Here is a 19,313-nt window from a genome sequence, read left to right as displayed (position 1 = left end):
AAATATTGCATCGCGCCTGCGCGACGAAACCATCCTGAAACCCGATTGCCGCCTTCGCCGGTGAACGCCGTCCGGAGACGCGGCGACTGATGGCCACAACAACGGTCGAATCTCATCGGAGGCGGCAATGTCGGGTCATACCATCAAGATCATTTGCGATGCACGGCGGGCAGGGAAGTCGGAGCCAGCCGATCTGCAGGATCAGGCGGGCCATCACCGCTATTACGGCAGCTCCGCCGAGAGCGGCGGCGAGCGCATCGTCGAAAGCCGCCGCGGCAAGCGCCCGTCGGTTCTCGCCATATTCGGGTTCTGAACCGGCGTTGTCACCGCGTGCTCAGGACCTGCTTGACGAGCGCCTCGCGTAGTGCCGCGAGCTCGCCGCTGGCTTCCATCTGCGCGATCACCCGCCCAACCTTCGGCACGAGGTCGCGGTGGCGCTCGTGCAAATAATGGTAGATGCTGATGCGCTCCAGCGGCGGGGAGAGCGGATATATCCTGGTCTGAAGATTGAGCTTGCGGACCGCGGCCAGCCCGCTGAAGAGGTCGGTGACCATCACGTCGAAACGATCGGCATCGAGCATCTTGATCATGCTCTCGAGGCTCGTGGTTGCCGTGACGCGGTCCATGCCGCGCGTGCCGGCTTCCGACGAGCCGACACCGCGGACGATGCCGATGCTGTAGTTCCTGATCGAATTCCAGCCATCCACGTCGAAATGGAGCCTGGTGGTGAACACCGCGGGTTCGATGTAGTTGATGGCCGGCGTGACCTGCAGCAGCGTCGGATAGTCGCGAGACAGCGTTCCGATCCGCTGGATTTCGCCGTCGACCTCGCCGGCGCTCGACAGCGCCAGCGCCCGCTTGCCGGGAACGTCCTCGAATTCGAGCTTGATGTTCAGCTTGGCGTAGACGGCCCGCAGCATCTCGCCGCCGACATACTGATCCGGGATGTCGGCGATCCGCGCCAGGCGGATCACCGACTGCGCGGAAGACGAGCCTGCTATGCACAGCGACAGGCAGATGACGAGTATCCGCCACATGGCGCCTCTCTGGTCGGTGCGCGCTACCACTGGCTTCGGGTGTTCGCACGATCTACCGAAGATGGCAGCCGCGCGGAGTCACAAAGGCCACCGAGTCGCCCGCATGCGGGCGACTCCGGATTTTCACCGATGTCATTCTAGCACGCGAGATGGTAGTTTGCGCTGATATCCTGCTGCTGGGCGCAAGATATGACCCCGCCGACCTCAGAGCGCCCAAGGGCCGACAGGATTGCAGCGCGCATCACGCGCTGAGGGAGTATCAAACCGCCGAATTGCGCGTGGTTGACCGGCTGGCCGGAGAGGGTGTCGCCGTATTCGGGGATGGGATGCATGGGCAACGCAGGTGAGAAGAAACCCGATCGCGGCCGTGCTGTTGCGCCGGCGGCTGCGAAGCATCTGACCGGCATCGGAGCCAACTTCACGCCCACGATGCTCGCGCCGCTGCTGTCGCGGATTTTCAACTGGTCGCGCAGCGGCATCGGGCCGCGCCTGCTTGCCGCCGTACTGCTGTTCTCCTCGATCGTGACCCTGACGCTGACCGCGCTCCAGCTCTATCTGGACTACGATCGCGAAGTCGGTCTGATCGAGACGCGGCTCGAGGAGGTCGGCCGCAGCACCACCGCGAGCCTCGGCGAGAGTCTGTGGAATCTCGACCAGAACCAGCTCAAGCTCCAGCTCGACGGCATCCTGCGGTTGCCCGATATCCGCGCCGCCGAGGTCCGCGAGATTGCCGATCGCCCCAATCCCATCCGTGTCGCCGTTGGTGAGCGAAGGAGCCGCTCGGTCGTGACGCGCGACTATCCGCTGACCTATACCGTGCAAGGGAGCGCGCGTACCATCGGCGTGCTCCATGTCGAGGCGACGCTGAGCGATGTCTACCAGCAATTGCTGCACCGGGCGCTGGTCATCCTGGCAACCCAGGCGGCAAAAACGTTCGTCGTCTCGCTGTTCATCATCTACATGTTCCATTTTCTGGTGACGCGGCATCTGGTCGCCATCGCCGAGTTCGTCAGCAAATACAGCCTGGCGAGGCCGCCGCCGCCGTTGCATCTGGAGCGACGGCCGCCCCACCATCCCGACGAACTGGACAAGGTGATCGAGGCTTTCAACGCCATGTGCACGAACCTCGAGCAGGCCTATGGCGAGTTGCGCGAGGCCAATGCCAATCTCGAGCGCGACCTGACCATCCGCCGGCGCGCCGAAGCGGACGCGCGCGCGAGCGAGGAGCGTTTCCGCGATTATGCGGAGACCGCATCCGATTGGTTCTGGGAGACCGGGCCGGACCACTGCTTCACCTACCTCTCCGACCGGGTGATCGCCTTCGGCATGGATCCCCAGGTACGGATCGGCACGCGCCGCATCGATACCGCGCTCGACCGCGAGACCGAGTCCGAGAAGTGGCGCGCGCACATGGCGACCCTCGACCGTCATGAGCCGTTCCGGAAGTTCGAGTATCGTGGGCGCGACACCACCGGGCGGATGCATCATTTTAGCGTCAACGGCAAGCCTGTCTTCGACGCCGACGGCCGCTTCCTGGGCTATCGCGGCTCGGCCACCGATCTCACCGCGCAGCACGAGACCGAGGAGCGGCTTCGCCAGTCCCAGAAGATGGACGCGATCGGCCAGCTCACCGGCGGCGTCGCGCACGACTTCAACAACGTGCTGACCGTCATCACCGGGACCATCGAGATCATCAAGGAGGAGCTTGCGGACAAGCCCCAGCTCGCAGCGATCGCCCAGCTGATCGACGATGCGGCCTCGCGCGGCGCCGAGATCACCTCGCAGCTCCTGACCTTCGCGCGGCGCCAGCCGCTGGAGCCGCGCGAGATCGACGTCAATGCCCTCGTGGTCGAGACGGCGAAGCTGTTGCGGCCGATCCTCGGCGAGCACGTCGAGATCGTGACCCGGCTTGCCGACGATGCGTGGCCGGCGATGGCCGACCCGTCGCAGCTTTCGTCGGCGATCGTCAATCTCGCCGTCAATGCGCGCGATGCGATGCCGGATGGCGGCAGGCTCACGCTCGAGACCGCAAACCGGGAGCTCGGCGGCAGCGGCGACGGCGATTCCGGCTCCTACGTCATGCTGGCCATCTCCGATACCGGCCACGGCATTCCGGCCGACATTCGCGATCGCGTATTCGAGCCGTTCTTCACCACCAAGGGGGTCGGCCGCGGCACCGGGCTCGGCCTCAGCATGGTCTACGGTTTCGCCAAGCAGACCGGCGGCACCGTCGCGATCGAGAGCGAGGAGGGGCACGGCACAGTGGTGCGGTTGTTCCTGCCGCAATCGGCGGGCGGGGCGGCGGCGAGGTCCGGGCCGGTTCAGGCGCCGGCGCCGGCGCGCGGGCACGAGACCATCCTGGTGGTGGAGGACGATCCGCTGGTGCAGGGCTACGTCATCGCCCAGCTCGGCAGCCTCGGCTATCGCACGCTCACCGCCGGCGACGGCGCAGCCGCGCTTGCGCTGGTCGATCAGGGTGCGACTTTCGATCTCCTGTTCACCGACATCATCATGCCCGGCGGCATGAACGGGCGGGAATTGGCCGAGGCTGTCAGGCTCCGCCGGCCGGACGTGCGGGTGCTCTACACGTCAGGTTATACCGACAACACCATTGTCCACGAGGGACATCTCGATCCCGGCGTGGCGCTGCTTCGCAAGCCCTACAGGAAGGCGGACCTGTCGCAGAAGATCCGGGAGATGCTCGCGGGCGAGGGGCCCGCCTGAGCGGCGCGCGATACCCCGGGAGAGGCGATCGGAGCAAAGAAAAGGCGCGGCGGGAGAACCCCGTCGCGCCCGATTTCTTGCTCGCTGGTCCAGGGCTGGAACCGCCCCGATGCCAAGCCTCGATAGTGCTTAGCGGGCGATCCCAGCGAGGTGACAGCGCTTGAGATAAGACACTGGATCACCTCCTTTCGTTGGTTTCGGGACACCCAATATAGGGCCAGAGCGCCTCGCCGTTAAGGGGGGCGTGCCCGAAAGCGGGAATAAGCCCATCCGCGAGGCGGGAAAGACCGGTCCGCAGCAGTTGAGACCGCCGCCCGGCCGTGTTAGGGAGCCCCTGTCGCGGGTGTAGCTCAATGGTAGAGCAGCAGCCTTCCAAGCTGAATACGAGGGTTCGATTCCCTTCACCCGCTCCAGCCGCCTCAGTGCCTTCGCATCCCGTTGCTTGCGGCAGGGTTTTCATCACGCAATATCTGCGGTCAGCTTGCTTCACCCGGGGGGCGACTCACGGGATGAAGATGAGTGCATCGCGTCGCCGGTGCCGCTGAACCTCGGAGACTTCCGCCATGTATCTCGGCATCGATCTCGGCACCTCCGCGGTCAAGACGGTTCTCGTCGACGGCGTCCAGCGCGTGATTGCAAGCGAGAGCCGGGCATTGACGATCGACTCGCCGCGATCGGGCTATTTCGAGCAGGATCCTGCGCAGTGGATCGCGGCGACCTTTGCGACGCTCGATGCCTTGAGGGCGTCGCACGGACAAGAGCTGGCGGCGGTCGAAGGCATCGGGTTGTCCGGCCAGATGCATGGTGCGACGCTGCTCGATGCGAGCGACACGCCGCTCCGGCCTTGCATTCTCTGGAATGACGGGCGCTCCGCCGCGGAGTGCCGCCTTCTGGAGCAGCGCTGGCCTGCCTTGCGTGCGACGACCGGCAACAAGGCGATGCCCGGTTTCACGGCGCCCAAGCTGCTCTGGATCGCCACGCACGAGCCCGAGATCTTTGCGGCAACGCGACGCGTCCTGATGCCCAAGGCGTATCTCCGCCTGGTGCTGTCAGGCGAGGCGATCGAGGACGTCTCGGACGCTTCCGGATCGCTGTGGCTCGACGCTGCGCGCCGAGATTGGTCGGATGCGGCGTTGGCCGCGACCGGCCTGTCGCGCGCGCACATGCCGCGCCTGGTCGAAGGGTGCGCGCCTGCGGCCAGACTGCGCGGCGAGCTAGCGCAGCGCTGGGGCATGGTTCGGCGGCCGATGATCGCGGGCGGCGCCGGCGACAATCCCGCAGGTGCCATCGGTATCGGCGCGATCAAGCCGGGCACGGCGTTCATCTCGCTGGGGACATCTGGCGCGTTGCTGGCGCCGAGCGACCACATCGCCGCCAATCCCGACCGTGTGGTCCATACGTTCTGCCATTCCATCCCCGGCATGTGGATTGAGGCCGGTGCGATCCTCTCGGCGGCCTCCTGTCTGGCCTGGGCCGCGCGCCTGTTCGGCGTCTCTGAAGCCGAGCTGCTGGGGCCACTTGGGGCCTGCCCGCAGGCGCCGTCTCCGGTAAACTTTTTGCCTTATCTCGCGGGCGAGCGAACGCCGCACGACGATCCCATCGTGCGCGGCATGCTCGACGGCTTGAGCCACGGCACCGATCGCACGGCGATCGTGCAGGCCGTGCTGGAAGGCGTTGGCTTTGCGCTCGCGGATTGCCGGGACGCGCTTGGTGATGCCGGCATCGCGGTGACGGAAGCTGACGTCATCGGCGGCGGGTCGCGATCGCGGTTCTGGCTGGCAGTGCTTGCCAGCATCCTGAATATTCCGATCCATCGTTTCGCCGACGGGGAAACCGGCGCCGCGTTCGGTGCGGCAAGATTGGGGCGGCTTGCTGTCACCGGTGAGGCAATCGAAGCCGTCTGCACGCCACCGCGCCGCGTCGAAACTCTCGAGCCTGATCGCGCGCTGGTTAACGCGTATGCGGCGCGGCGTCCCGCCTGGCGCGAACTGTATCGGCCGCGCCACTAGCATCGCTTTGCGTCTGCATTTCTGTCTGTTCGCTGTTGCCCTGTGCTGCGGCCTTTTGTTTAATGTGCGGACCGCAAACGAACGGCGGACATGGAAATGCATTGTGCGGGGGAGGCACGATGAACGATCCGATCCTCGAGATGCGGGGAGTTTCAAAATCCTTTTTCGGCATCAAGGCGCTGCGCGCGGTCGACCTGACGGTCTATGCCGGCGAGGTTCACGCCTTAATGGGCGAGAACGGAGCCGGCAAATCGACCCTCATGAAGATCCTGTCGGGTGCCTACCGGCCGGATCCGGGTGGAGAAATCCGCATCGAGGGCAAGCCGGTGCGGATCGAAGGTCCGCTCGGCGGCCGTGCCGCCGGCATCTCGATCATCTATCAGGAACTGTCATTGGCCCCCAATCTGAGCGTTGCGGAGAATATTTATCTCGGCCGCGAGATTTCGCGTTCAGGTTTGCTGGCACGGGGCGCCATGCGCGAGGGCGTTGGTCCGATCTTGGAGCGGCTGGGGGCGGACTTCCTGCCGTCGACCTTGGTGGCCCATCTCTCGATGGGCCAGCGTCAGCTTGTCGAGATCGCGCGCGCGCTGCACGCGCGATCGAAAATCCTGATCATGGACGAGCCGACCACCGCGCTGTCAGCCGGCGAGAGCGAGCGGTTGTTTGCGCTGATCCGTCAGCTCCGCGCCGAGGGACTCGCCATCATCTACATCTCGCACCGCATGGACGAGGTCTATGCGCTCGGCGACCGCGTGACCGTGCTGCGCGACGGCCGTCTGGTCGGCTCGCTCGACAAGCAGGACATCCGCGCCGACGCCATCGTCCGCATGATGGTCGGGCGCGACGTCTCGTCTTTTTACAAGAAGGACCATGATCCCAACGCCGGGAAGGGACATCCCGTGCTCACCGCGATCGACATGGCCGACGGGCGACGCGTCAAGGGCTGCTCGCTCACGGTGCACGCGGGCGAGGTGGTGGGGCTTGCCGGCCTGATCGGGGCCGGCCGCACCGAGCTTGCGCAACTGATCATCGGCGCCGCCCCGAAGATCTCGGGCCGTCTGGAACTCGAGGGCCAGCCAATCGACATCCGCACGCCCGGCGAAGCGCTCGAGGCGGGCATTGCCTATCTGACCGAGGACCGGAAGGCGCTCGGTCTGTTTCTCGACATGTCGTGCCTGGACAACATCAATCTCGCGGTGCTGGGGCGCGATGCCAAGCTCGGCTGGTTCCTGGACCGCGACAAGGCGCGCGAGCGCGCAGACAGGGCTTTCGTAGGGCTCAGCATCCGCGCCGCCAATGTCGGCGCGCCCGCAGGTGGTCTCTCCGGCGGCAACCAGCAGAAGCTTCTGCTGTCGCGGCTTCTCGCCATTGCGCCAAAGGTCCTGATCCTGGATGAGCCGACGCGCGGCGTCGACGTCGGCGCCAAATCGGAGATCTATTCGATCATCGACAATCTCGCCAAGGTCGGCACCGCGATCCTCGTCATCTCGTCCGATCTGCCTGAAATCATCGGCATCTGCGACCGCGTCCTGGTGATGCGGTCAGGACTCATCGCGGGTGAGGTCGTACGCGGCCCGGCTTCGCCATTGACACAGGAAGACATCATGGCGCTTGCCACTGGGATGGAGCATCTCGATGCCTGACAATGCTGCCTCGAAGGCTCAGCCCGCACCTACGGCAACCAATGGTGCTGCCGCGGAGACCAAACGCCAGCGGGTGAGGGTCCTGATCAGCGCACTCGGCATGCTGCCGGTGCTGTTGATCCTCTGCATCGGTTTCCATTTTCTGTCCGAAGGCCGTTTCTTCACCGGTCAGAATCTCGGCATCGTCCTCCAGCAGGCGGCCGTCAATACCGTGCTCGCTGCCGGTATGACCTTTGTCATTCTCACCGGCGGCATCGACCTGTCGGTCGGCTCGATCCTGGCGGCCTCGGCGATGGCGGGCCTGACAATTTCGAAACTGCCGGAACTGGGCGCGCTGTGGCTGCCGGTCGCCGTCCTCACCGGCCTCGGATTCGGCGTCGTCAACGGCGCGCTGATCGCGCTCTTGCGCCTGCCACCCTTTATCGTCACGCTGGGCTCGCTCACCGCCGTGCGCGGCCTGGCGCGGCTGCTCGGCGCCGACACCACGGTTTTCAATCCGTCCATTCCCTACGCTTTCATCGGCAACGGTTCGCTGACGCTCGTGCCCGGCGTCGCATCGATCCCGTGGCTCTCGGTGATCGCTCTGCTCGTCATCTTTGTCTCGTGGCTCGTGCTGCGCCGGACCGTGCTCGGCGTGCACATCTATGCGGTCGGCGGCAATGAAAGCGCGGCGCGGCTTGCCGGCATCAAGGTCTGGGCCGTCCTGATTTTCGTCTATGGCGTGTCGGGCTTGCTGGCGGGATTAGGCGGCGCCATGCAGGCGGCGCGGCTCTATGCGGCCAACGGCTTGCAGCTCGGCCAAAGCTACGAACTCGACGCCATCACCGCAGTCATCCTCGGCGGCACGTCTTTCGTCGGCGGCATCGGTTCGATCTGGGGGACGCTGATCGGCGCGCTGATCATCGCCGTGCTCTCGAACGGCCTGATCCTCGTCGGCGTCTCCGACATCTGGCAATATGTGATCAAGGGCCTGGTGATCATCGGCGCGGTGGCGCTCGACCGCTATCGGCTGCAAGGCTCCGCCAGAACCTAAAAAAGGCTCCGCCAGAACTTGAGAGGGCTCCGCCGGAACCTGAAGGAATCAGGACGTCATGCGAAATTCCGTTGCGGCAACTGGTCTGCCGTGCCGGGTTTGAAGACAGACCAGGGAGGAAGCAAATGTTGAAGACGATCTCGCTCGCCGGCGCCGCGATGGCGCTCGCCCTGACCACCACGCCATCCTCTGCCAAGGAGCTCAAATCGATCGGCGTCTCGTTGGGGTCGATGGGCAATCCGTTCTTCGTGGCGCTATCGAAGGGCGCCGAGTTCGAGGCCAAGAAGACCAATCCCAACGTGAAGATCACCACCGTCGGCTTCGAATACGACCTCGGCAAGCAGGTGACGCAAATCGACAATTTCATCGCCGCCGGCGTCGACCTGATCCTGCTCAACCCCGGCGATCCCAAGGCGATCGGGCCTGCGATCAAGAAGGCCCAGGCGGCGGGCATCGTCGTCGTCGCGGTCGACACCGCGGCCGAGGGCGCCGATGCCACCGTGACCACCAACAACGTCCAGGCCGGCGAGATCTCCTGTCAGTACATCGTCGACAAGCTCGGCGGCAAAGGCGACGTCATCATCGAGAACGGACCGCAGGTCTCCGCGGTGATCGACCGCGTCACCGGCTGCAAGAACGTCTTTGGGAAGAATCCGGGCATCAAGGTTCTGTCCAGTGATCAGGACGGCAAGGGCTCGCGCGAAGGCGGTCTTACCGTTGCGCAAGGCTATCTGACGCGCTTTGCCAAGATCGACGCCATCTTCGCCATCAACGATCCGCAGGCGATCGGCACCGATCTTGCGGCGAAACAGCAAAACCGCAGCGGCATCATCATCACCTCGGTCGACGGCGCACCCGACATCGAGGCCTCGCTCAAGGATCCGGCATCGCCGCAGATCCAGGCGTCAGCCTCGCAGGATCCGTTCTTCATGGCGCGGCGCGCCGTGCAGATCGGCGTCGGCATCCTCAACGGGCAGAAGCCGGCCTCGACCGTCGAACTGCTGCCGTCGAAGCTCGTGACCCGCGACAATATCAAGGACTACAAAGGCTGGACCTCGGATCGTTCGCAGTAGGGCAGACTGCGAAGGGCGGCGATCCCTCTGATGGGTCGCCGCCCCCTTTGCCTGACGCTTGTTGGATCGCTCGCTTCAACGCGGGAATGCTCGGAAAGAGAATAGAGTCGTAGTGGGTTGACCCCGCCGGACGATATGTCAGAGAGGGGACAGGTTTTGCCTGGAGCTTGACACAAGCCCGCTGGGGCACTTTGGGAGCATTTGTGGATATGGCTGAGCGCGTCGCTCTCATCACCGGTGTGACCGGGCAGGACGGGGCTTATCTCGCCGAGCATTTGCTGTCGCTCGGCTATGTCGTGCACGGCATCAAGCGGCGCTCGTCCTCGTTCAACACCGCGCGCGTCGATCACCTCTACCAGGACCCGCATGTCGGCAACGTGCCGTTCCTGATGCATTACGGCGACATGACGGATTCGACCAACCTGATCCGCCTGGTGCAGCAGATCCGCCCGACAGAGATCTACAATCTCGCCGCGCAGAGCCACGTCGCCGTCAGCTTCGAGAGCCCGGAATACACCGCCAACGCCGATGCCATCGGCGTGCTGCGCCTGTTGGAGGCGATCCGCATCCTCGGCATGGAGAAGGAGACGCGGTTCTACCAGGCCTCGACCTCCGAGCTCTACGGCCTGGTGCAGGAGATCCCGCAGAAGGAGACCACGCCGTTCTATCCGCGCTCGCCTTATGGCGTCGCCAAGCTCTATGGCTACTGGATCACGGTGAACTACCGCGAAGCCTACGGCATGTTTGCGAGCAACGGCATCCTGTTCAACCATGAGAGCCCGATCCGCGGCGAGACCTTCGTCACCCGCAAGATCACCCGCGGTGTGGCCCGGATCGAGCTTGGGCTGGAGCAGACGCTCTATCTCGGCAATCTCGAGGCCAAGCGCGACTGGGGCCATGCCAAGGACTATGTCGAGGGCATGCACATGATCCTGCAGGCCGACAAGCCCGACGATTTCGTGCTCGCCACCGGCGAGACGCGCTCGGTCCGCGAGCTGGTCGAGCTGTCCTTTGCCCAGGTCGGCCGCCGCATCGAATGGCGCGGCAAGGGTGTGGACGAGACCGGCGTCGATGCCAAGAGCGGCAAGATCGTGGTGAGGATCGACCCGACCTATTTCCGCCCGACCGAGGTCGACCTCCTCGTCGGCGACGCCAGCAAGGCGCAAAAGGTGCTCGGCTGGAAACCGAAGCGGAGCTTTGCGCAGCTCGTCGAAGAGATGATGGCGGGCGACTTGGCCGAGGCCAAACGAGATATTGCGAATGGCAAGCGTACCGTTTGAGCTCGAAGGCAAGAGCGTCTACGTCGCCGGCCATCGCGGCATGGTCGGCAGCGCCATTGTGCGCCGGCTGGCGCGGGAGAACGTGAAGCTCGTCACCGTCGAGCGGCGCGAGGTCGATCTCTGCAACCAGGCGGCCGTGTTCGACTGGTTCGCAAAGATGCGGCCGCAGGTGATCTTCCTCGCCGCCGCCAAGGTCGGCGGCATCGTCGCCAACAACACGCTGCGCGCCGAGTTCATCTACGACAACATCGCGATCGCCGCCAACGTGATCCACGCCGCGCATCTGAACCGGGCCGAGAAGCTGATGTTCCTCGGCTCATCCTGCATCTATCCGAAGCTGGCGCCGCAGCCGCTGCGCGAGGATGCCGTGCTCACAGGCCCGCTGGAGCCGACCAACGAGCCTTATGCCATCGCCAAGATCGCCGGGATCAAAATGGCGGAGGCCTATCGCAGCCAATATGGCAGCGACTTCATCAGCGTGATGCCGACCAATCTCTACGGCCCCGGCGACAATTATCACCCTGAATTGAGCCATGTGGTCGCGGCGCTGATCCGGCGCTTTCATGAGGCGAAGCTATCGGGCGCCAGGACCGTCGCGGTCTGGGGCACCGGCACGCCGCGGCGCGAGTTCCTCTATGTTGACGACATGGCCGATGCCTGCGTGCACCTGATGAAGACCTACTCCGGCAGCGAGCTGATCAACATCGGCACCGGCGAGGACATCGCCATTGCCGAGTTCGCGCGCGTGGTCGCCGAGATCGTCGGCTATCGCGGCGAGATCTTCTTCGACACCTCGCGTCCCGACGGCACACCGCGCAAGCTGCTCGACATCAGCCGCCTCGACAAGCTCGGCTGGCGGGCGACGACATCGCTTCACGACGGATTAAGGCTCGCTTATGAAGCCTATCTTGCGGCCACACCGCTCCCTGCCTGATATTGAGGCCTTCAGGAAGCGGCTATCTGCTCGATCTATTCCCTGTGGTCTTCGATTTCGGCGGCGACCTGTCCGTAGTTCAACAGGGCGACGAGGGTCGTTCCGCCCAGGATGTTGCCGAGCAGGGTCGGCAGGAAGAAATCCAGAGCATATTGGGCCAGTGACGCCCGGCCGCTTTGCACCAGGAAGGCGCATTCGACCGAGCCCGCGATGATGTGCGCAAACTGGCCGAGCGCGACCACATAGGTCATCACCACGATGATGTGCGCGCGCGAGCCCTTGGTGGCTGGAAGCAGCCACGCCATCAGGGCGATCAGCCAACCGGCAAAGATCCCGCGGACCAAAGTCGTGGTGAACGTCCCCTCGATGGTGTGGCGGCTGAGATCGACGAAGGCGTCCGCGATGCGCGGCTCGAAGATGCTGGTATGGGCGAGCACGGATCCGACCGCCCAAGTGCCAGCGATGTTGGAAGCCAGAACGAGAGCCCACAGCTTGAGCACGCTGCCCAGGGTGGCGAGATCCCTGTTGTGCAGCAGCGGTAGGATCGGCGTCAATGTGTTCTCGGTGAAGAGCTGCTGCCGTCCCAGCACCACCACAAGGAAACCGACGGTGTATCCGAGCGGGGCCACCAGGCGGCGCGTCGCCTCGTCCGAGATCAGCGCGTGAAACTCGCCCTGCACGATCAGCGACAAGCCCATCGAAAGGCCAGCAGCGAGGCCGGACAACAGGATCGCCCACCATCGCCGCTCCAGCTCCTGCTCACCCTCGGCGCGGATCGTCTCATGGATCAGGGCGGCGTTCGGCCGGCTCTGGGATTCGATCTGCTCGGTCTGGCGTTGCGAGACCCCGTCGAGCTTGGAGGCTGGATTGAAAGAGGCGCCGTCGCCGGGTTGGTCCACTCTCTTGTCTCCGGAAATGGTGGCCGATCTCAAGGCGGCGAAGCTCGCTGGGTTCCTGTGTGTATCTAGTCTGTTCATGCGTTTTGCAGCGCAGGGAGGCTAGGAACCTTCGTTGCAAGCAGGAGTTGGCCGCACGGGCAGGACGAAAAGTCACACGAGGCCGTCAGTGCAAGACATCGTGCGCGTGCGCTCGACCGCGCAAATCGCGGGTCATCCCATTCATCCGATGCTGGTGCCGATCCCGATCGCGTGCTTCATCGGCGCCCTCTTGACCGACATCACCTATGTCGTGTCCGCCGAGATCATGTGGGCGGATTTCTCCGCCTGGCTCCTCCTCGTCGGAGTCATCTTCGGCGTGCTGGCTGCGATCGCCGGCCTGACCGACTTCCTTGGCAATCGCCTCGTGCGCGCGCAGGCGCCGGCTTGGCCGCATCTGATCGGCAACGTGGTGGCGATGATCCTTGCGATCATCAATGCGCTGGTTCACACGCGCGACGCCTGGACTTCGGTATGGCCATGGGGGCTCGTACTTTCGGTGCTCACCGTGCTTGTCCTGCCGGTCACCGGCTGGCTCGGCTGGGCCATGGTGTACCGGCACGGCGTGGGGGTTGCGCGATGATAACCTTTGCTACACGCGCGCTGTTGTCCGTTTCGCTCCTGGGCCTGCTCGCCGGCTGCAATGACGGCAGCGGCGATCCCAATGCCCAGATCGGCGCCAATCCGGTCCTCCCCGATATCCAGCAATATCTGTTGCCGCCGATGCACATCGCCCGCATCGTTGGCTGGAAGAAGGACGAGACGCCTGATGTCGCGCAAGGTTTGCAGGCCAAGGCGTTCGCGACCGGCCTGCAGCATCCGCGCTCGCTCTACGTGTTGCCCAACGGCGACGTGCTGGTGGTCGAGTCCAAGGCGCCGAAAGCCGCCGCGATCAAGCGGCCCAAGGAGATCGTGATGGGCTTCATCGAATCCTGGGCGACCTCCGGCGGCGACACCGGCGACAGCAATCGCATCACATTGTTGCGCGATACCAATGGCGACGGTGTGCCTGATACGCAGAGCGTATTCCTCGACCACCTCAACTCGCCGTTCGGCGTGGCGCTGGTCGGCAACGATCTCTATGTCGCCAATACCGATGCCATCGTCAAATATCCCTACACCGAAGGCGACACCAAGATCACTGCGCCGGGCACGGTGCTGACCCCGCTGCCGGGCGGGCCGATCGACCACCACTGGACCAAGAGCCTCGTGGCGAGCCCCGATGGTTCGAAGCTCTATGCGGGCGTCGGCTCCAACAGCAACATCACCGAGAACGGCATGGAGGCCGAGCACAATCGCGCCGATATCCTCGAGGTCGATCGCGCCAGCGGCCGCTGGCGAATCTTTGCCGGTGGCCTGCGCAATCCGAACGGTCTCAGCTTCGAGCCGCAGACCGGCGCGCTGTGGACCGTGGTGAACGAGCGCGACGAGCTCGGGCCCGATCTCGTGCCTGACTACATGACCTCGGTGAAGGACGGCGGCTTCTATGGCTGGCCCTACAGCTATTACGGCCAGCACGTCGATCCCCGCGTCAAGCCGCAGCGGCCGGATCTGGTCGCCAAGGCGATCGTCCCCGATTATGCGCTGAGCTCGCACGTCGCCCCGCTCGGACTTGCGTTCTCCAGCGGCAGCACTCTGCCTGATGCCTATCGGCACGGCGCCTTTGTCGGCGAGCATGGCAGCTGGAACCGGCAGGTTCTGAACGGCTACAAGGTCGTGTATGTGCCGTTCACCGACGGCAAGCCGAGCGGTCCCGCACAGGACGTCGTCACCGGTTTCCTCAACAAGGACAACCATGCGCGCGGCCGGCCTGTCGGCGTTGCCATCGACAAATCAGGCGCGCTGCTGGTGGCCGATGACAGCGGCAATACGGTGTGGCGGGTGACGGCCGCGCATCCGCAGGTCACGCAACGATAGGAGAGGGATGATGGGCCTTGCCCAATACGCGATCGTACCGGTCCAGGACGAGTGGGGCGTGCTGCACGACGGTGACGTCAAAAGCAAGTACGCCACCAAGGAAGCGGCATTTGAATCCGCGGTGGCCGCTGCCTCGCTGGCACTACGCCAGGGGCACGAGATTCATCTCAGCGTGCCCGGGCGTGAGGCCGGCGAGAACGCGCTCGGAATCTAGCCGCGTCACACGATCAGCCGGCCGCGCCGCCGGGCGATTCCAATCGTCACCTCGGCGCCGGCATTGAAGTCGAGACGGTCGGCTTCAACGCCGTCACTGAAGATCACGCCGTTCTCCGCCATCAATGAGCGGATGCGCAGCCGCTCCTCCGAGATGAGGCGGCCGCAGACGAGATTGGTCTGCGAGTAGCGGCTCGGGAAGGGCTCACGCACGGCGAAACGCAGCTCCGCGGCGTCCCAGGGCAGGGCGTCGTAGTCGCCCGGCGAGGAGGGCTGACCAAAGCTTCCGGCGATGGCCAGGGACCCGGTGACGATGCTCTTGAACCAGGCGGTCGATCCGAGCCCGGTCGAGACGATCAGCCCGCTCGAGGATTGCCGCTCCGTGGTTCCACCGGCCGCGATCTCGTAGATCGCCGAGACGTGCGTGCGGGTGCCGATGAAGAGGTCGTTGACGGCATGAAGTGCCTGCCCATCGCCAAGCCTGGCCTCCGCCATCGTCACGGCCTGGCTGTTGCGCTTGTCGGCGGCGACCTCCGGCAAAAGTTTTGCGAGATCGCGCGGCGCGAAGGGCAGCAGGATTCCGTCGTAGCGCGCTGGATCGGGATTGAGTCCGATCAACGGATGGCCATCGAGATATTTCATCGTGTTGGCCACGACGCCGTCCTGGCCGAGCGCGACGACGATGTCATCGGGCGCAAAGATGAAGTTGGGCAGGAAGCCGCGCTCGATCACCTGATAGCGCCCCCATTGCTCCAGCACTTGCAGCGTCGCGTGCCGCTGCGCCTGATAGACCTCGTGCTCGCGCTCATAGTCGGAGAAGTCGGCGCCGAGATGCTCGACGTAGAAGCGCGCCTGTGCCGCTGTCAGGTAACGCGCGACCAGGTCCTCCAGCCTGGTCTTGCGCGTCACCAGCACGATCTTGCGGTCATTGGCGGCGGACATTGGCGACCTCCGGCTTCGGCTTCTCGATCAGCTGGCTCAGCAGGTCGGGCGAGACGTTGAGCTGGCCGATCTTCTCGGCCTTCTCGGCGATGCCGGAGAAGGCTTGCGCGATCAGCTGACCCGGCTGCATGCCGGCGGCGGCGAGCGCCTGGATCACGCGGGTGTCGACGCCCTCGAAGATCTTCATCAGCGCGCCGACGCGATAGGCCTCGGCATCGGCCAGCGTGCGGGTATTCTCGGCGTTCAGGCCGACGAAGTCCTTGCGCTTGCCTTCCAGCACGATATCCGCAGCCATGCCGGCCTGGCGCAGCTCGTTGCGCTTGGCGGCAACGCTCGCCTCGGCGTCCATCTGCGTCTCGCGGATCGAGCGCTTCTTCTGCTCGACCGCAATCTCGGTGTCGAGCTCGCTTTCGCGGATGGCGCGCTCCTGTTCGACGGCGAAGTTGCGCCGCGCGAAGATCGCCTCGTCCGCGTTCTTCAGGATTGCCTCGCGCGCCTGCGCCTCCAGCGCCTTGGCGGTATCGGGCGTCGGCTTGATGCCGCGGATCGATACGCCCAGGATTTCGAGGCCGAGGGCTTCGATGTCGGCGCGTCCCTGCAAACCTCCCGCGATGATCTCGGCGATGCGGTCGGACTCCTGGAGCGCGTCCTTCAGCGTCAGCTCCTTGATCGCCTGCTGGGCGAGCACCTCGACCGTGCCGAGGATGCGTTCGGGGAGCTTCTCGGGATCGTCGGTCTCGTAGGTCTTGCCGTCGGGCTTCAGGGTGAAGTTGAGCATCGAGGCCGCCTTCCTGGGCTCGCTGACGCGATAGGTGACGTGACCCTGGACAGTCAGCGTCTGAAAGTCGCGCGCGATCTGCTGGAAGATGAAAGACGCGTCGCGGCTGCCCACGGGCACGGCGACGAGCGTGGTCACCGGGGCGTAGTACAGCGCGGAGAGGCCGGTGCCCTCGGCAACGACGGCGCCGGCGCGATACTTCATCAGATAGGTGGTGGGCTGGGCCTTGATGAATCGGATGCCCAACATGGCTGCCTCCAAATGGCTGTAAGTTGGTCTGAGCAACTAAGTAAGTTGGACTGTACAACTAACTATGCTACTGTCAAGGCCGAACAGGGGAGGCTGCCGATGGCGGGCAAGGATCTGGCCGAAGGGCCTGGAAGATCAACACAATTGGATTTCCCGCGGCCCCTGACCACGGTCGACGTCGTGATCTTTGCGATTCTCGACGACCAGCTTCAGGTGCTGTTGGTGCAACGTCCGGCGGGAGAAGGCGAACCGTTTCCACTGGGCCTGGCGCTGCCGGGTGGTTTCGTCGACGTCGCCAAAGACCGCGATCTGGCGGCCTGTGCGGTGCGCAAGCTGAAGGAGAAGACCGGGGTCACCAGCCCTTATCTCGAGCAGCTCGGCAGCTGGGGAAGCGCGACGCGCGATCCGCGCGGCTGGTCGGCGACACACGCCTATTTCGCGCTAATCCCGGCCGACGCAAGTGAGCTCACCAGCGATGCGCGCTGGTGTCCGATTCAAGGCGGAAGGCTGAAGGAGAAGCTCGCCTTCGACCACGGCGAGATCCTGGCCACCGCGATCCGGCGCCTGCGCAACAAGGTGGAGTACACCTCGCTGCCCGCTTACCTGATGCCGGTGGAATTCACGCTGCCCGATCTGCAGCGCGTCTACGAGATCGTGCTTGACCGTCCGCTGGAGAAGAGCGCCTTCCGCACCAGGATCCTGTCCGCCGACATGATCGAGCCGGTCGCGAAGATGCGGCGTGGCCCGAACCGGCCGGCGCAGCTCTATCGCCTGAAGAAGGGCAGGGAGCCCGTCTATTTCGTGCGGACGTTCAATCCACCGGAATAAGATCGCGCGGCGCCGTGACCGCCGCGGGTTTGCGGCCATGGTCGCTACACGCCCCTCCATAACATCATGTTAGGTTTATCGCATAACTGGGTAATTGTGTTAGCCCGGCGAAAGCCTATTGTCGTCTCGCTCAAGACACCGACCGGCAGTGCCAAGCGCGCGCGGAGCTCCGCGGAAGCGTCCGGGGATTGCTGTCCAATTGTTCAACGAAGCCCGCCAACGGGACGTCAACAAACAACAGATCGGGAGGAAGTTTTCTGTGGCTACGACGCGCGCGACCCATGACATGAGTCAGTCCAGGAAGGCTGCCGCAAGCGGCTGGATCGGGTCGGCTCTCGAATATTATGATTTCTTCATCTACGCGACTGCGGCATCGCTGATCTTCCCGCAGATCTTCTTCCCGTCGGACAATCCAACTGTCGCGATCGTCGCATCGCTTGCGACCTATGGCGTCGGCTATGTGGCGCGCCCGATCGGTGCCTTCGTGCTCGGACATTGGGGCGACACCCATGGCCGCAAGACCATTCTCCTCGTCTGCATGTTCCTGATGGGGCTCTCGACCATGGCCGTCGGCGTCCTGCCGACTTATCAGCAGGTCGGCATTCTTGCGCCGATCCTGCTCGTGATCCTGCGCCTGGTGCAGGGCTTTGCCGTCGCCGGCGAAATCTCCGGCGCGAGCTCGATGATCCTGGAGCATGCGCCGTTCGGTCGCCGCGGCTTCTTTGCAAGCTTTGCCCTGCAGGGCGTGCAAGCCGGGCAGATTTTGGCGGCCGCCGTGTTTCTGCCGCTGGCGGCCTATATGCCGACGGAAGCTTTCAACAGCTGGGGCTGGCGCATTCCCTTCCTGCTCAGCTTCTTCGTCATTGTCGCAGGCTACATCATTCGCCGCGAGGTCGACGAGACGCCTGCGTTTGCGCGAGAGGAGAGCCGGGGAGAAACGCCGCGGGCTCCGGTCGTCCAGGCGATCAAGCTGAGCTGGCCCGACATGCTCAGGGTCATCTGTATGGCGCTGATGAACGTCATCCCGGTGGTTGCGACCATCTTCGGTGCGGCCTACGCGGTCCAGCCGGCCTACGGCATCGGCTTTGCCAAGGACGTTTATCTGTGGATCCCGGTCCTCGGAAACATGGTGGCCGTGTTCGTCATTCCCTTCGTCGGCCATCTCTCCGACAGGATCGGTCGCAAGCCTCCGATCATCGTCGGCGCGCTGCTGTCCGGCTTGCTCGCCTTCCTCTATCTCTATGCCATCAGCGTCAGGAACGTGCCGCTGGCGATCCTGGTCTCGCTGTTGATGTGGGGCGTCGTTTATCAGGGCTATAACGCGATCTTCCCGAGCTTTTATCCGGAGCTGTTCCCGACGCGCACCCGCGTATCGGCAATGGCGATCTCGCAGAACATCGGGACGACCATCACGGCCCTGCTGCCGGCTCTGTTTGCGACCGTGGCGCCTCCCGGCTCGGCCAACATTCCAATGACGGTGGGGGCGATCGCCTTCGGCATCACTGTTATCGCGGCGCTTGCGGCGGTCACGGCCCGGGAAACCTATCGGGTCCACATCGACGATCTCGGCAATCCCGCGGCAGTTCCTATGGCACGAGCCGACTACGAGCGGCAGCGCGCAGACACGGCGAATAGTGCTGCTGCGGTTCAGACCTGACCTGTACAGGAGGAGCAGTGCCGCTGCGATGATGTTCGCAGCGGCAGCGGTTCGCTGTATA

Annotated in this window: 17 protein-coding genes and 1 tRNA gene; 14 read left to right on the top strand and 4 right to left on the bottom strand. The window is 64.5% G+C overall.

The window, feature by feature from the left end:
- Positions 1-127 precede the first annotated feature (127 nt).
- Positions 128-313, top strand: a complete 186-nt coding sequence (locus tag IF809_RS18205; protein WP_453997153.1) for a hypothetical protein — start codon at positions 128-130, stop codon at positions 311-313.
- A 10-nt stretch (positions 314-323) separates the two neighbouring features.
- Here IF809_RS18205 and IF809_RS18200 read toward each other — a convergent pair whose 3' ends face one another.
- Positions 324-1,037, bottom strand: coding sequence for a substrate-binding periplasmic protein (locus tag IF809_RS18200; protein ID WP_462838118.1), 714 nt, complete (start codon positions 1,035-1,037; stop codon positions 324-326).
- Positions 1,038-1,367: 330 nt separating this feature from the next.
- On the opposite strand from IF809_RS18200, the gene IF809_RS18195 reads away from it, so the two are divergent.
- The 8 genes from IF809_RS18195 (at position 1,368) to fcl (ending at position 11,733) form a co-directional block, all read left to right on the top strand.
- Positions 1,368-3,761, top strand: coding sequence for an ATP-binding protein (locus IF809_RS18195; RefSeq protein WP_462838117.1), 2,394 nt, complete (start codon positions 1,368-1,370; stop codon positions 3,759-3,761).
- 339 nt (positions 3,762-4,100) lie between these two features.
- Positions 4,101-4,174, top strand: a tRNA-Gly gene (locus IF809_RS18190).
- A gap of 150 nt (positions 4,175-4,324) precedes the next feature.
- Positions 4,325-5,770 (top strand): xylulokinase, encoded by a 1,446-nt coding sequence (xylB, locus tag IF809_RS18185; RefSeq protein ID WP_462838116.1) that lies wholly within the window; start codon positions 4,325-4,327, stop codon positions 5,768-5,770.
- 119 nt (positions 5,771-5,889) lie between these two features.
- Positions 5,890-7,413 carry a sugar ABC transporter ATP-binding protein gene (locus IF809_RS18180; protein WP_453983357.1) on the top strand — a complete coding sequence of 508 codons (1,524 nt, stop codon included), beginning with the start codon at positions 5,890-5,892 and terminating at the stop codon, positions 7,411-7,413.
- On the top strand, positions 7,406-8,446 hold the full coding sequence (locus IF809_RS18175; protein WP_453983359.1) for an ABC transporter permease subunit: 1,041 nt from the start codon (positions 7,406-7,408) through the stop codon (positions 8,444-8,446). The genes IF809_RS18180 and IF809_RS18175 overlap by 8 nt, the downstream gene beginning before the upstream one ends.
- A gap of 125 nt (positions 8,447-8,571) precedes the next feature.
- Positions 8,572-9,519, top strand: coding sequence for an ABC transporter substrate-binding protein (locus IF809_RS18170; protein WP_453983360.1), 948 nt, complete (start codon positions 8,572-8,574; stop codon positions 9,517-9,519).
- A gap of 209 nt (positions 9,520-9,728) precedes the next feature.
- Complete coding sequence (gene gmd / locus IF809_RS18165) at positions 9,729-10,799, top strand: GDP-mannose 4,6-dehydratase (RefSeq protein ID WP_128966864.1); 1,071 nt, start codon at positions 9,729-9,731, stop codon at positions 10,797-10,799.
- Positions 10,780-11,733 carry a GDP-L-fucose synthase gene (gene fcl / locus IF809_RS18160; RefSeq protein ID WP_453983361.1) on the top strand — a complete coding sequence of 318 codons (954 nt, stop codon included), beginning with the start codon at positions 10,780-10,782 and terminating at the stop codon, positions 11,731-11,733. Before gmd ends, fcl begins: the two co-directional genes overlap by 20 nt.
- A 35-nt stretch (positions 11,734-11,768) precedes the next feature.
- Here fcl and IF809_RS18155 read toward each other — a convergent pair whose 3' ends face one another.
- The gene (locus IF809_RS18155; protein WP_453983362.1) at positions 11,769-12,632 is read right to left on the bottom strand and encodes a formate/nitrite transporter family protein; all 864 of its coding nucleotides are present in this window, start codon (positions 12,630-12,632) and stop codon (positions 11,769-11,771) included.
- Between the two features lie 166 nt (positions 12,633-12,798).
- Between IF809_RS18155 and IF809_RS18150 the strand changes: the two genes are divergently transcribed.
- From IF809_RS18150 to IF809_RS18140, 3 genes are read left to right on the top strand one after another with little or no spacing between them, the layout of a single operon-like run.
- Positions 12,799-13,251: a DUF2231 domain-containing protein gene (locus tag IF809_RS18150; RefSeq protein WP_128966861.1), complete on the top strand. Its 453-nt coding sequence runs from the start codon at positions 12,799-12,801 to the stop codon at positions 13,249-13,251.
- Complete coding sequence (locus IF809_RS18145; RefSeq protein ID WP_453983363.1) at positions 13,248-14,585, top strand: PQQ-dependent sugar dehydrogenase; 1,338 nt, start codon at positions 13,248-13,250, stop codon at positions 14,583-14,585. Before IF809_RS18150 ends, IF809_RS18145 begins: the two co-directional genes overlap by 4 nt.
- Positions 14,586-14,595: 10 nt before the next feature.
- Complete coding sequence (locus IF809_RS18140; protein WP_128969370.1) at positions 14,596-14,799, top strand: hypothetical protein; 204 nt, start codon at positions 14,596-14,598, stop codon at positions 14,797-14,799.
- A gap of 5 nt (positions 14,800-14,804) precedes the next feature.
- Here the strand turns inward: IF809_RS18140 and IF809_RS18135 are convergent, their stop codons facing one another.
- Positions 14,805-15,740 (bottom strand): diacylglycerol kinase catalytic domain-containing protein, encoded by a 936-nt coding sequence (locus tag IF809_RS18135; protein ID WP_462838115.1) that lies wholly within the window; start codon positions 15,738-15,740, stop codon positions 14,805-14,807.
- Positions 15,724-16,767, bottom strand: a complete 1,044-nt coding sequence (locus IF809_RS18130) for an SPFH domain-containing protein (protein ID WP_462838114.1) — start codon at positions 16,765-16,767, stop codon at positions 15,724-15,726. The genes IF809_RS18135 and IF809_RS18130 overlap by 17 nt, the downstream gene beginning before the upstream one ends.
- Positions 16,768-16,866: 99 nt before the next feature.
- Between IF809_RS18130 and IF809_RS18125 the strand changes: the two genes are divergently transcribed.
- Positions 16,867-17,595, top strand: a complete 729-nt coding sequence (locus tag IF809_RS18125) for an NUDIX hydrolase (RefSeq protein ID WP_453983366.1) — start codon at positions 16,867-16,869, stop codon at positions 17,593-17,595.
- A gap of 286 nt (positions 17,596-17,881) precedes the next feature.
- Positions 17,882-19,252 carry an MFS transporter gene (locus IF809_RS18120; protein WP_453983367.1) on the top strand — a complete coding sequence of 457 codons (1,371 nt, stop codon included), beginning with the start codon at positions 17,882-17,884 and terminating at the stop codon, positions 19,250-19,252.
- Positions 19,253-19,313: the final 61 nt, after the last annotated feature.

The organism is Bradyrhizobium sp. UFLA06-24 (genome assembly GCF_054967145.1).
Note: the sequence above shows the minus strand (reverse complement) of the source record. Positions and strands in the feature narration are given on the sequence as shown.